This is a genomic window from Kitasatospora purpeofusca (assembly GCF_000718025.1).
Lineage (GTDB): Bacteria > Actinomycetota > Actinomycetes > Streptomycetales > Streptomycetaceae > Kitasatospora > Kitasatospora purpeofusca.
On sequence record NZ_JODS01000020.1, the window covers coordinates 99,962 to 112,342 of the forward strand.

General features: G+C 73.6%; 13 protein-coding genes. 8 read left to right on the forward strand and 5 right to left on the reverse strand.

Translation table 11 applies throughout. The annotated features are described in order from the left end of the window. Positions 1–43: 43 nt before the first annotated feature. Positions 44–781, reverse strand: a complete 738-nt coding sequence (locus tag IF01_RS0125945) for a gamma-glutamyl-gamma-aminobutyrate hydrolase family protein (protein WP_030395959.1) — start codon at positions 779–781, stop codon at positions 44–46. 162 nt (positions 782–943) lie between these two features. Here IF01_RS0125945 and IF01_RS0125950 point away from each other — a divergent pair, with 162 nt between their 5' ends. The 4 genes from IF01_RS0125950 (at position 944) to IF01_RS49350 (ending at position 5,960) form a co-directional block, all read left to right on the forward strand. After that, a complete protein-coding gene (locus IF01_RS0125950; protein ID WP_051741831.1) occupies positions 944–2,350 on the forward strand; it encodes a glutamine synthetase family protein in 1,407 nt (468 codons plus the stop codon). Beyond that, on the forward strand, positions 2,347–3,750 hold the full coding sequence (locus IF01_RS0125955; RefSeq protein WP_244215628.1) for an aldehyde dehydrogenase family protein: 1,404 nt from the start codon (positions 2,347–2,349) through the stop codon (positions 3,748–3,750). Before IF01_RS0125950 ends, IF01_RS0125955 begins: the two co-directional genes overlap by 4 nt. A 9-nt stretch (positions 3,751–3,759) precedes the next feature. Continuing rightward, on the forward strand, positions 3,760–4,602 hold the full coding sequence (locus IF01_RS0125960; protein WP_051741829.1) for a 3-oxoacyl-ACP reductase: 843 nt from the start codon (positions 3,760–3,762) through the stop codon (positions 4,600–4,602). Between the two features lie 161 nt (positions 4,603–4,763). Next, on the forward strand, positions 4,764–5,960 hold the full coding sequence (locus tag IF01_RS49350) for a DUF2510 domain-containing protein (RefSeq protein ID WP_030395963.1): 1,197 nt from the start codon (positions 4,764–4,766) through the stop codon (positions 5,958–5,960). Here IF01_RS49350 and IF01_RS0125970 read toward each other — a convergent pair. The 3 genes from IF01_RS0125970 to IF01_RS0125980 all read right to left on the reverse strand — a co-directional run bounded on the left by IF01_RS0125970 (position 5,882) and on the right by IF01_RS0125980 (position 8,915). After that, complete coding sequence (locus IF01_RS0125970) at positions 5,882–6,868, reverse strand: lytic polysaccharide monooxygenase auxiliary activity family 9 protein (protein ID WP_051756214.1); 987 nt, start codon at positions 6,866–6,868, stop codon at positions 5,882–5,884. The genes IF01_RS49350 and IF01_RS0125970 overlap by 79 nt on opposite strands. A 271-nt stretch (positions 6,869–7,139) precedes the next feature. After that, on the reverse strand, positions 7,140–7,568 hold the full coding sequence (locus IF01_RS0125975; protein WP_030395965.1) for a hypothetical protein: 429 nt from the start codon (positions 7,566–7,568) through the stop codon (positions 7,140–7,142). 84 nt (positions 7,569–7,652) lie between these two features. Continuing rightward, positions 7,653–8,915: an amino acid deaminase/aldolase gene (locus tag IF01_RS0125980; RefSeq protein ID WP_078880302.1), complete on the reverse strand. Its 1,263-nt coding sequence runs from the start codon at positions 8,913–8,915 to the stop codon at positions 7,653–7,655. A 138-nt stretch (positions 8,916–9,053) separates the two neighbouring features. Here IF01_RS0125980 and IF01_RS0125985 point away from each other — a divergent pair, with 138 nt between their 5' ends. Continuing rightward, a complete protein-coding gene (locus IF01_RS0125985; RefSeq protein ID WP_051741827.1) occupies positions 9,054–9,827 on the forward strand; it encodes an SseB family protein in 774 nt (257 codons plus the stop codon). Positions 9,828–9,887: 60 nt separating this feature from the next. Here the strand turns inward: IF01_RS0125985 and IF01_RS0125990 are convergent, their stop codons facing one another. Further along, entirely contained in the window at positions 9,888–10,265 is a 378-nt protein-coding gene (locus tag IF01_RS0125990; protein WP_051741826.1) for a DUF1844 domain-containing protein, read from the reverse strand. A 450-nt stretch (positions 10,266–10,715) separates the two neighbouring features. Between IF01_RS0125990 and infC the strand changes: the two genes are divergently transcribed. The 3 genes from infC to rplT all read left to right on the forward strand — a co-directional run bounded on the left by infC (position 10,716) and on the right by rplT (position 12,321). Continuing rightward, positions 10,716–11,483 carry a translation initiation factor IF-3 gene (gene infC / locus IF01_RS0125995; protein ID WP_078880304.1) on the forward strand — a complete coding sequence of 256 codons (768 nt, stop codon included), beginning with the start codon at positions 10,716–10,718 and terminating at the stop codon, positions 11,481–11,483. A gap of 138 nt (positions 11,484–11,621) precedes the next feature. After that, positions 11,622–11,816 (forward strand): 50S ribosomal protein L35, encoded by a 195-nt coding sequence (gene rpmI, locus IF01_RS0126000; protein ID WP_030055648.1) that lies wholly within the window; start codon positions 11,622–11,624, stop codon positions 11,814–11,816. Positions 11,817–11,925: 109 nt separating this feature from the next. Continuing rightward, entirely contained in the window at positions 11,926–12,321 is a 396-nt protein-coding gene (gene rplT / locus IF01_RS0126005; protein ID WP_030395970.1) for a 50S ribosomal protein L20, read from the forward strand. Positions 12,322–12,381 lie beyond the last annotated feature (60 nt).

The following is a 12,381-nucleotide window of genomic DNA, read 5'->3' on the forward strand; positions in this document are numbered from 1 at the left end:
GGTCGGGGTGCGCCGCGGCGCACCCCGACCCGAGGGGCACGCCCTACCCGACCTCCACCGGCTCCAGCTGCAGCGACCGCGCCGCCGTCGCGGCCCGCACCAGCGCCCGCATCACCCGCAGGTCCTCGCCCTGCTCCGGATGCCACTGCACCCCGAGCGTGAACCCCGGCCCCTCCACCGCCTCCACCGTCCCGTCCGGCGCGTGCGCGCTCACCCGCAGCCCGGTCCCCAGCCGGTCCACCGCCTGGTGGTGGAAGGTCGGCACGGTCAGCTCGGGCTCCGGCAGCAGCCCGCCCAGCAGCGTCCCCGGCACCGGCCGCACCACATGCGTCCCGTACCGGCCGGGCGAACCCGCGTGCACATCCACGTCCACCACGTCCGGCAGGTGCTGGATCAGCGTGCCCCCGCACACCACGTTGAGCACCTGCATGCCCCGGCAGATCCCCAGCAGCGGCATCCCCGCCGCCAGCGCCGCCCGCAGCAGCGCCGACTCCCAGACGTCGCGCTCGACCGTGTCCACATCGGTCAGCGGGTGCGGCGGCTGCCCGTAGTAGGCGGGGTCGATGTCCGGTCCGCCCGCGACGACCAGTGCGTCCAGCCGGGCGAGCACCTCCGGCGCGCGCTCGGGGGCGTCGGGCGGCAGGAGCACCGCGATCCCGCCCGAATTCTGTACATAGGCGGTGTACCGCTCGGGCACCAGGGCCACCCGGCGGTCCCGCCAGTCGCTCCAACTCGCGTCCACCAGATAGGTGCTGACGCCGACAATAGGCCTGCGATCCATGGCGCGCATTCTCCTCCCGTCCCGCCCGATCACCCGTCAACCTCGCACCTCGGCGCGCCACACCCGTCCGCCCTCTTCCGTGCTGTCAGCGCCAGGCCGTACGGTTCGCTGTGACCGCTCGGTCTCGCTGCGTGATCGAGGAAGAGGAGGAGGGCGTCCGCCATGTCCGACCGCACCACCGCACCCGGGGCCGCCGGGCCCGGCACCCCCCGGCGGCGCGCCCCGCTCACCCTCGACGAGCTGCGCGCGCTGGTCGACGCGGGCGAGGTCCACACCGTCGCCCTGGCCTTCACCGACATGCAGGGCCGGCTCCAGGGCAAGCGCTTCGCCGCCGGCTTCTTCCTCGACGAGGTGGCCGAGCACGGCGCCGACGCCTGCGAGTACCTGCTGGCCGTCGACGTCGAACTCAACACCGTGGACGGCTACGCGCTCTCCTCCTGGGAGACCGGCTACGGCGACTTCGCCATGCGCCCCGACCTGTCGACCCTCCGCCTGACCCCCTGGCAGCCCGGCACCGCCCAGGTCACCGCCGACCTGGCCGGCCACGGCGGCCACCCGGTGGCCGCCGCGCCCCGCCAGCTGCTGCGCCGCCAGATCGCCCGGCTCGCCGAGTACGGCCTGGCCGCCGACATCGGCACCGAGTTGGAGTTCCTGGTCTTCCGCGACACCTACGAACAAGCCTGGCAGGGCGGCTACCGCGGCCTCACCCCGGCCAACCTCTACAACGTCGACTACTCGCTGCTGGGCACCGCCCGGGTCGAGCCGCTGCTCTCCCGGATCCGCACCGAGATGGCCGGCGCGGGCCTGGTGGTGGAGTCCGCCAAGGGCGAGTGCAACCTCGGCCAGCACGAGATCGCCTTCCGGTACGCCGACGCGCTCACCACCTGCGACCAGCACAGCGTCTACAAGACCGGCGCCAAGGAGATCGCCGCCCAACTCGGCTGCGCACTCACCTTCATGGCCAAGTACGACCAGCGCGAGGGCAACAGCTGCCACATCCACCTGTCGCTGCGGGACGCGGTGGGCGCCCCGGCGTTCGCCGCCGCCGACGGCCGGATGACCGACACCATGCGGCACTTCCTGGCCGGGCAGCTGCTCGCGCTGCGCGAGTTCACCCTGCTGTACGCGCCGAACATCAACTCCTACAAGCGCTACCGCCCCGGCTCGTTCGCGCCGACCGCGGTCGCCTGGGGCCGGGACAACCGGACCTGCGCCTACCGGGTGGTGGGGCACGGCGCGGGCCTGCGGATGGAGAACCGGGTGCCCGGCGGGGACGTCAACCCCTACCTGGCGGTGGCCGGCATGATCGCCGCCGGCCTGCACGGCGTCCAGCAGAAACTGGAGCTGCCCGCCCCCTGCCTGGGCAACGCCTACGCCGTCGAGGACTACGCCCGGGTGCCCGGCTCGCTGCGCGAGGCCGCCGACCTGTGGGGCGCCAGCGAACTCGCCCGCACGGCCTTCGGGGACGACGTGGTCGAGCACTACCTCCACATGGCCCGGGTCGAGCAGGACGCCTACGACGGCGCGATCACCGACTGGGAGCGCTACCGATCCTTCGAGCGGATGTGAGCACCATCGACACGACCACCACCACCCTCACCGAGGCGGCGCCCCCCGCCTGCACCGTCCGCAACCCCGCCACCGGCGAGGTCCTCGCCACCCTGCCCGACACCACGCCAGGGCAGCTCGACGCCGCCGTGCGGCGCGCCGTCGCGGCCCAGCGCGGCTGGGCCGCCCTGCCGCCCGGCGAACGGGCCCGGCTGCTGCGGCGCTTCGCCGACCAGGTGGACGTGCACGTCCCCGAACTCGCCGCGCTGGAGGTCACCGAGGCCGGCCACACCATCGGCAACGCCACCTGGGAGGCCGGCAACGTCCGCGACCTGCTGGAGTACGCCGCCGGGGGAGTGGAGCGCCTGACCGGGCGGCAGATCCCGGTGGCCGGCGGGCTGGACGTCACCTTCCGCGAACCGGTCGGCGTGGTCGGGGTGATCGCGCCGTGGAACTTCCCGATGCCGATCGCCGCCTGGGGCTTCGCACCCGCCCTCGCGGCCGGCAACGCCGTCCTGCTCAAGCCCGCCGAGGCGACCCCGCTCACCGCGCTGCGGCTGGCCGAGCTCGCCCTCGCCGCCGGACTGCCCGAGGGCCTGTTCCAGGTGGTGCCGGGCTCCGGGGCGGTGACCGGCCGGGCGCTGGTGGACCACCCGGAGGTGCGGAAGATCGTCTTCACCGGCTCCACCCTGATCGGCAAGGAGGTCGCCGCCCGCTGCGCGGCCCGGGCCAAACGGGTGACCCTCGAACTCGGCGGCAAGAGCCCCAACATCGTCTTCGCCGACGCCGACCTCGCGGGCGCCGCCGACCCGATGTCCTTCCTCGACAACAGCGGCCAGGACTGCTGCGCCCGCAGCCGGATCCTGGTCCAGCGGGAGGTCCTCGACGACTTCCTGGCCCTGCTGCTGCCGGCCGTCGAGGCGGTCCGCACCGGCGACCCGGCCGATCCGCGGACCACGCTCGGCCCGCTGATCTCGGCCGCGCAGGTACGGCGGGTCGCCTCGTACGTGACGCCCGACCTGCCGGTGCTGGCCCGCGGCGCGGTGCCGGACGGCCCCGGCTTCTGGTACCCGCCGACGGTGCTGGCGCCGACCCGGCCGGACGTCCCGGCGGTCACCGAGGAGATCTTCGGCCCGGTCGCGGTGGTGCTCCCGTTCGAGGACGAGGCGGACGCGCTGCGGCTGGCCAACGCCACCCGGTACGGCCTGTCCGGCTCGATCTGGACCCGCGACCTGGGCCGGGCGCTGCGGCTGGCCCGCGGGGTCGCGGCCGGGAACCTCTCGGTCAACTCGCACTCCTCGGTGCGCTACTGGACGCCGTTCGGCGGCTTCGGGGAGTCCGGGGTCGGCCGCGAGCTGGGGCCGGAGGCGCTGGCGCACTTCACCGAGACCAAGAACGTCTACATCCGCACCGATTCGTAGGAGCCGCCAGTGACCCGGAACGACCCCCGGCCGCACCACCCCCACGAGTCCGGGGAGGACGACGGGCGGGTCTGCCGCCGGCTGGTCGGGCGCACGGCCGTGATCACCGGTGCGGGCAGCGGGATCGGCCTGGCCTCGGCGCGCCGGCTCGCCGCCGAGGGCGCCCGGGTGGTCTGTGCCGACATCGACGAGGCCGCCGGGAAGGCGGCCGCCGAGGCGGTCGGCGGCCTGTTCGTGCACACCGACGTGACCGACCCGGCGATGGTCGAGGCACTCTTCGACGAGGCCTACGAGACCTTCGGCAGCGTGGACGTCGCCTTCAACAACGCCGGCATCTCGCCGCCCGAGGACGACTCGATCCTCACCACCGGGCTGGACGCCTGGCGCCGGGTCCAGGAGGTCAACCTGACCTCGGTCTACCTGTGCTGCCGGGCCGTGCTGCCGTACATGCGCCGGCACGGGCGGGGTTCGATCATCAACACCGCGAGCTTCGTGGCCCGGACGGGCGCGGCGACCTCGCAGATCTCGTACACCGCGTCCAAGGGCGGCGTGCTGGCGATGTCGCGCGAGCTGGGCGTGCAGTTCGCCCGGGAGGGCATCCGGGTGAACGCGCTCTCCCCGGGGCCGGTGGACACCCCGCTGCTGCGCGAGCTGTTCGCCGCGGACCCGGAGCGGGCGGCGCGCCGCCTGGTGCACATCCCGCTGGGCCGCTTCGCCCGGCCGGAGGAGATCGCGGCCGCGGTGGCCTTCCTGGCCAGCGACGACTCCTCGTTCATGACGGCCGGCGAGTTCCTGGTGGACGGCGGGATCTCCGGCGCCTACGTGACGCCGCTGCACGGCCCCGGGGGGTGACCCGGGAGTGACCGGCTGCGACCCGGGGTGTGATCGGAAAGACACGTTCCGGGTGTTCGGAGGGGCCGCTCCCGCCTTCTCACGGTAATTTCATCGAAAAGGGCCGGAATTCGGGGTCCAGCTGATTTCGCGCTTATCCGGCTGCCTTTAGATTCTCTGTCGTGAGTGAGCAGATCCCCGCCGGGTGGTACCCGGACCCGAAGGACATCACCAGCGACCCGCGACCCCAGCGCTGGTGGGACGGCAAGGGCTGGACGGCCAGCACCCGGCCCGCACCCTCGGACGCGCCGCCGCCGGAGGCCCCGGCGGCCGGCGCTCCGGGGCCGGAGGAGACCGCCGAGACCCGGGTGCTGGAGGGCGAGGTGCTGGAGAGCGGACCGTCGGTCCGCTACCCGGAGCCGCCGCCCTTCGGCACCGCCTACGGTTCGCCGCCGCCCCCACCGCCGAAGCGGCGGCGCAAGCCGTCCAAGCTCGTGATCGCGGCCACCGTGGCGGCCGCGCTGGGCCTGGGCGTCGGCTCGGGCATCACCTACCTGGCGATGGACGACCACGGCGACCGGCACCACAGCGCGCGCCCGGCCGTTCCGCCCGGCGGCAACGGGAACGGGAACGGCGGCCCGTGGCGCGGTCTGCCGGACTTCGGCGACCCGGGCGGCAACGGCGGCAACGGCGGCAACAACAACGGCGGCCAGGGCAACGGCAACGGCAACGGCGGCCGGGGCAACGGGAACGGTGGCCAGGGCAACGGTGGCCAGGGCAACGGTGGCCAGGGCAACGGGAACGGCAACGGCGGCCGGGGCAACGGCGCCAACAGCAACCAGGCCATCGACGCGGTGAACCGGCTGGTCCTGTCCGTCCCCTCGGGCTGGGAGGGCGGCACCACCCGCGACGGCTTCGCCCTGATGACCGTCGGCTCCTACGACTGCGAGGGCGGCGGCAGCTGCTCGCTGGGCGGTGCCAACACCGGCCGGATCGACGGCGGCGGCACCGACGTCCAGGCGGCGGCCAAGGCCGACATCGACAAGGCCGTCAAGGACTCCTACAACGAGGTCCTCTCGCACCAGGAGCTCAAGTCCGAGGCGGTCAAGGTGGACGGCCGCGACGGCTACCTGGTCCGCTGGAAGGTGGACGCCGCCAAGGGCAACGACGGCTATGTGCAGACGGTGGTCTTCCCGTCCGCCGACGGCAAGTCGCTGGTATCGGTGCACTTCGGCTTCGACATCGCCGACAAGGCGCCGGACGTCTCGGTGATGGACAGCATCCTCAAGGGCATCAACGACTACAGCGGCAAGCTGCCCGCGATCCCGGGCTTCCCCGGCGGCCAGGACGGCGGCGGCACCGGCACCTCCAACACCTGACCGCGGCAGTCGCCCCGGGGCCCCGACACGGGCCCCGGGCGCGGCCCGCACGATTGGCTCACGCACGGCGGCGGCCCGCCCGGAACACTCCGGGCGCCGCCGACCGCCGCGCTGTCGGCCGCGACGACCTTGCCGGCCGGCTCCTCGGCGTTGCCGCCGTGTCCGTGGTGGGCCACGGTGGACTTGGACTGACCGGCGGCGATCTGCGCCTCGCTCGGCGCGGCCGGGGCCTGGGCGGTGAGCGCGGAGACGGCCTCGGTGAGCGAGGCGCCCTTGCCGAAGTCGACGTCCGAGCAGCTGTAGAACGCCTCGGGGCTGTCGGTGCGCTGCCACACCATGTAGAGCAGCTGGCGGCCGGTGCGCTGCGGCAGGGTGCCGCTGTAGTTGTAGTAGCCGTTGTCGGAGGTGCGGAGGGTCGGCACCTGGGCGACCGGCACCGCGTCGAGGTCGGACCACTTCAGCGGCTGGGTGGGGTTCCAGCTCTGCTTGGTGATGTAGATGGTCTGGTTGCCCTGGTGCGGGGCGGTGACCCGGAACTTGAAGTCGATCTTTCCGGCGGTGACCGCGGTGGCCGGCCAGTCGGCGCGCGGCAGGTCCAGGGCCTTGTACTTGTCGCGGCCGGCGGAGCAGAGCTTGCCGTCCGGGATCAGCGCCTGGTGGTTGCCGGCGGCGTTGGCGAGGTTGACCTCGTTCCAGTCGTACAGCGGCTGGGTGCCGCTCAGCCCGACGAGGTCCTTGCAGATCTGCGACTTGGGGGTCTCCGGACCCTCGGCGTAGCAGGCCGCGATCCGGCTGACCGGGTTGGTCACGGTGCCGTGGGCGCCGGCCGTGCCGATGCCGGCCGCCGAGACGGAGAGGAACGCGGCGCCGATGACGCCGACGGACAGGGCGGTGCGCTTCATGGACATGGGGTGGGGACTCCTTGACCGTGTACCGGGCCGAGGTTGTGGGGGAGTGCCGGGCACGTCTGCCCGAGGGGCCGGTCGACCCGGCGGTCCGGTCCCTGGGCTGAGCGTATGATTGGACTAGACCAGCTGGCAATAGCGCGCTGTGGGCCACTTTTTGACGGAATGTAGCCCGCCGAGCAGCGCAAAGGCCCGACGGGGCGCCGTAGTTAGGCATCCCATCGGGCCCTCTTAAGGTCCGGCCAAGGTTCGGCCGGGGCTCCCGCGCCGGGGTTCAGTCCTTCGGGGGCGGGGACTGGTAGTTGTTGTACGTGGTGATCCGGCCGGCCTGGATCACGGACTCGGTGATCGTCCCGTGGTTGACCGTGTGGTTGTACACGGTGCTGCCCGGCTGCGGCGCCCGCGGCGCGAACTCCTCCAGGACGGCTCGGAGCCGGTCCACCGCCTGCGGGTCCTGCCGCAGCAGCCGGCGGAGCCGGTTGCGCAGCTCGGCGGCCTGGTCGCCGACCAGTTCGGCGTCGCCGTCCGCCCGGACCACCTCGACCCGGATCTCCTCCAGCTCGGCCGACACCTCCTCGGTGTCCCGGCCCCGCCCGAAGAGCGCGGCCAGACGCGAACGGGCCTGCGTCCACGCCTCGGTGGCCATCAGCCCGACCACCGTCGTGGCCCCCGTCGTCACCAGCTGCGCGATCTCGGCCTCCACGGCCTCCCCCTCCGTCGGTGCGATCCCCGTCCACGGTAGTGGAACCGGGGTCCGGAAGGGGCGGAACGGCGCGGACCGCGCGGCTCAGAGGAAGGTGTGCCCCTCGCCCCGGTAGGTGGGCACCGTCCGGACCACCCGGTCACCCTCCACCAGGTGCAACTCCGGGAAGCGCTCGCAGAGTTCTCCCGCCTTGGCGTGCCGGAACCAGACCCGGTCGCCGATCAGCAGGTCGTCCGCGGCCGCGCCGAGCAGCGGCGTCTGCACCTCGCCGGCCCCCTCCATCGGGTCGTAGCGCAGCCCGGCCGGCAGGTACGGCACGGGGGAGCGGTCCGGACCGGCCGCACCGGACGCCGGGTAGCCGCCGCCCAGCACCGTCACCACGCCGAGCCCGGGCCGGCGGACCACCGGCTGGCCGAACAGGGCGGCCGGCCGGCCCCGGAACGAGCGGTAGTTGTCGAACAGCCGCGGCTGGTACAGCCCGGAGCCGGCCGCCACCTCGGTCACCGCGCGCTCGGCCACCGTCGACTCGACGCTGCCGGTGCCGCCGCCGTTGACGAACTCCAGCTCGGCCACCCGGCGCACCAGCCGCACCGTCGCCGCCCGCCGCTCGGCCAGCTCGGCCCGGGCCCGGGCCTGCATCAGCCGGATCAGGCCGGAGCGCACCGGCCGCCCGGGCACCGCGTCGCCCACGCCGGCGACGTGCCCCTCGTAGGCCATCAGCCCGACCACCCGGAAGCCCCGGCGGCGCTGCACCAGTTCGGCGAAGGCGGCCACGTCCCCGGGGGTGCGCAGCGGCGAGCGGCGGGCGCCGACCCGGACCCGGCCGCCGAGCAGGTGCAGCGCGGTGTCCAGCTCCAGGCAGACCCGCACCTCGGCGGAGCCGGCCCGGGCCGCGTCGACCAGGTCCAGCTGGGCCGGGTCGTCCAGGACCACGGTGACGGCGGCGGCCAGCTCCGGGTCGGCGGTCAGCTCGGCGAAGCCGGCGCGGTCGCTGGAGGGGTAGGCGAGCAGGATGTCGCGCAGGCCGGTGCGGGCCAGCCAGAGCGACTCGGCGAGGGTGAAGCCCATCACCCCGGCGAAGCCCTCCACGGCCAGTACCCGCTCCAGCAGGGCGCGGCAGCGCACCGACTTGCTGGCCACCCGGACCGGCTTGCCCCCGGCCCGGCGCACCAGGTCGGCGGCGTTGGCGTCGAAGGCCGCCAGGTCGACGACGGCCACCGGGCCGTCCAGATGGGCGGTGGCCCGGTCGTACCGGGCGCGGTCGGCGGCCGGGTTGTGCGCCCGGTGGTCGAGCGCGGCGGGCGGTCGGGCGGACGCGGTGCGGGCAGCGGCTTCGGGCGTGGCCATGGGCGCAGCGTGCCACACCCGCGCTACCCGCGGGTAGGGGTTGGACGGGGGACCTTCGGACGGGCGCGCCGGACCGGGAGCCCGGCCGGGACCTTCGGTCCGCGCGGGGCGGCCGCACGGTGGCATAGGGTCGGCCGGGTGGACCGCAACGACTTCCCGAACCCGGCCTTCGTCGGCAAGAGCATCCCCGACCCCGGCTTCTCCGGCGACGACGGCACCGCGGACCCGGCGCTGACCGCCGCGCTCGCCCGCTGGGCGCAGGACCCCGCCGCCGAGCCGCAGGTGCTGGCGGCGCTGGCGCCGACCCGGCTGATGGTGCCGATCGTGGCGATCCTCGGCGAGGTCGAGGTGGACGAGCACGGGCACAAGCACGACAAGAGCAGCGACATGGCCGTCCCGCTGGTCGAGGCCGCCGACGGCCGGCGCGCCCTGCCGGCCTTCACCTCGCTGGAGTCGCTGGCCCGCTGGCGGGCCGACGCCCGCCCGGCGCCGGTGGCCGCGCCCCAGGCCGCCATGGTCGCCTTCTCCGAGCGCGCGGACACCCTGCTGCTGGACCCGGCCGGGCCGGTGCCGTTCCTGCTGTCCGGGGCCCGGCTGCGCGCGCTGGCGGAGAACCGGCCGTACCTGGCGCCGGCCGCCGACCCGGAGGTGCGGGAGGCGGTGCGGGCGCTGCTGGCCGCCGAGCCGCAGGTGGTCGCCGGGGTGCTGGCGGCGGCCGAGGACTCGGACGGCGTGCTGGCGGTGGTCCTGGACCCGGCGCTGGACCGGGCCGGGATGCAGGAGGCCGCGCAGCGGGTGGGCCGGGCGGTCGCCACCGACCCGGTGCTGCGGGTGCGGCTGGACCTGGGGCTGGACCTGGCGGTCCTCCCGGCGGGCGCGGGGCTGCCCGGCGAACCGCTCTACCGGCGCTGACGACGGACGGAGGGGCACCTGCTCACGTGAGTAGGTGCCCCTCCGCCGTGCGCCGTCGGCTCAGGAGTAGACCGGCCCGGTGAACTTCTCGCCCGGGCCCGAGCCCGGGGCGTCCGGGACGATCGAGGCCTCGCGGAAGGCCAGCTGCAGCGAGCGCAGGCCGTCCCGCAGCGGCGCCGCGTGGAAGTTGCTGATCTCCGGGGCGCCGGCGGTGACCAGCCCGGCCAGCGCGGTGATGAGCTTGCGGGCCTCGTCGAGGTCCTTGTCCTTGTCGCCGCCCTCGGCGAGACCGCACTTGACGGCCGCGGCGCTCATCAGGTGCACCGCGACGGTGGTGATCACTTCGACGGCCGGGACCTCGGCGATGTCCCGGGTGAGGTCGTCGAAGCCGATCGCCTCGTCGTCCGCGGCGGGGTTCTGGATGGGCTCGCTGCTCAAGGGGGGCTCGTTCCGTCGTGCCGGTGTCCGTACAGAGGGAGCGTACAAGCCGGGCCGGGCCGGGGCGGAATGGCGTTCGATCCCCCGGCGCTGTATGCTTCGAGACTGACCGGCCAGGAATCCCCAGGGAACCCCGGCCAGCAAGAGGAGGCTCCACCCAGGAGGCCCGAGAGGGCAACCGCGAAAGTCTCCCACCCGAGCGGCCTCGCGGTCGACGGGTCCGGTCCGCGACGGGCGCCCAGCGCCGACAGTCGCCGCAGCACCCCTCACCGGGTGCCGCCCCCGGTTGTGTGGAGCCCCGCTTGTACCGAGCGGGGCTTTTTTCGTGTCGCGGTGTGGGCGTAGGGACCCACAGCGCAGCACGAATGAAGCCCCGCCCAGTGGTCGAGTCCACTACGTGCGACCGCCGCCCGACGGCCGCATCGCAGAAGGTGCAACCGAGGAGGCCCCATCAGCACCGAGCCCCGCATCAACGACCGGATTCGCGTCCCCGAGGTGCGACTCGTCGGTCCCAGCGGCGAGCAGGTCGGCATCGTGCCGCTTGCCAAGGCGCTGGAGCTCGCGCAGGAGTACGACCTCGACCTGGTCGAGGTCGCGGCGACCGCCCGGCCGCCGGTGTGCAAGCTCATGGACTACGGCAAGTTCAAGTACGAGTCGGCCATGAAGGCCCGTGAGGCGCGCAAGAACCAGGCGCACACGGTCATCAAGGAGATGAAGCTCCGGCCGAAGATCGATCCGCACGACTATGACACCAAGAAGGGTCACGTCGTTCGGTTCCTCAAGCAGGGCGACAAGGTCAAGATCACGATCATGTTCCGTGGTCGTGAGCAGTCCCGCCCCGAGCTGGGCTTCCGTCTGCTCCAGCGGCTCGCCGACGACGTCCAGGACCTGGGCTTCGTCGAGTCGTCGCCCAAGCAGGACGGCCGAAACATGATCATGGTCCTCGGCCCGCACAAGAAGAAGACCGAGGCGATGGCCGAGGCCCGCGCCCTCGCTGACGCCCGCAAGGCCGAGCGTCAGGGCCGGACCCCCGGTTCCGACGCCGCCGCGGACTCCGAGGATCTCCTCGAGGCCCAGGACGAGCTCCTGGAGTCCGAGGACGTCGCCGAGGACCTCACGGAGGACCTCGCCGAGGCCCAGGACGCCGCCGCCGAGACGGAGGCCCCCGAGGCCGCCGCTCCGGTCGAGCAGCCGGCCGAGGCCTCCCAGGGCGCCTGACCTTCCCCGGTCAGAGCGGCCCGGGAGACCGGCCACCAGGGTGACAGGGCATCCGCCCGGTCACCGCAGATCCATCCTTCACGCCCGCGCGGCGCACACCGCGCGGGCGTGGACGGACCGACGAGGAGATACGGCGACATGCCGAAGCAGAAGACGCACAGTGGCGCCAGCAAGCGCTTCAAGATCAGTGGCTCTGGCAAGGTGCTGCGCGAGCGCGCCGGCCGCCGCCACCTCCTGGAGCACAAGCCCTCGACGCTGACCCGCAAGCTGGCCGGGACGGTCGAGCTGGCCCCCGCCGACGCCAAGAAGATCAAGAAGCTTCTCGGCAAGTGATCGCCCTCCCGCCCGGCGCCAGCCGTGTGCGGGGCAGCTGATCCTTCCCGACCCATTCGAATGACGGACCACGTGAAGTAGTCCGTGGTCCAACCCAAGGAGTAATCAAGTGGCACGCGTCAAGCGGGCAGTGAACGCCCACAAGAAGCGCCGGGTCATCCTGGAGCGCGCCAGCGGCTACCGCGGCCAGCGCTCGCGCCTGTACCGCAAGGCCAAGGAGCAGGTCACCCACTCGCTGGTCTACAACTTCAACGACCGCAAGAAGCGCAAGGGCGACTTCCGTCAGCTGTGGATCCAGCGCATCAACGCTGCGGCCCGTGCCAACGGCATCACCTACAACCGCTTCGTGCAGGGCCTGAAGGCCGCCAGCGTCGAGATCGACCGCAAGATGCTGGCCGACCTGGCCGTCAACGACCCGGGTGCGTTCGCCGCGCTCGTCGAGGTCGCCCAGAAGGCGCTGCCGGCCGACGTCAACGCCCCGAAGGCCGCCGCCGACGCCGCCTGATCCTCGGATCAGTTGTGTTGAGCTGACCGGACCCGCAGGCTCGATCCTGCGGGTCCGGTT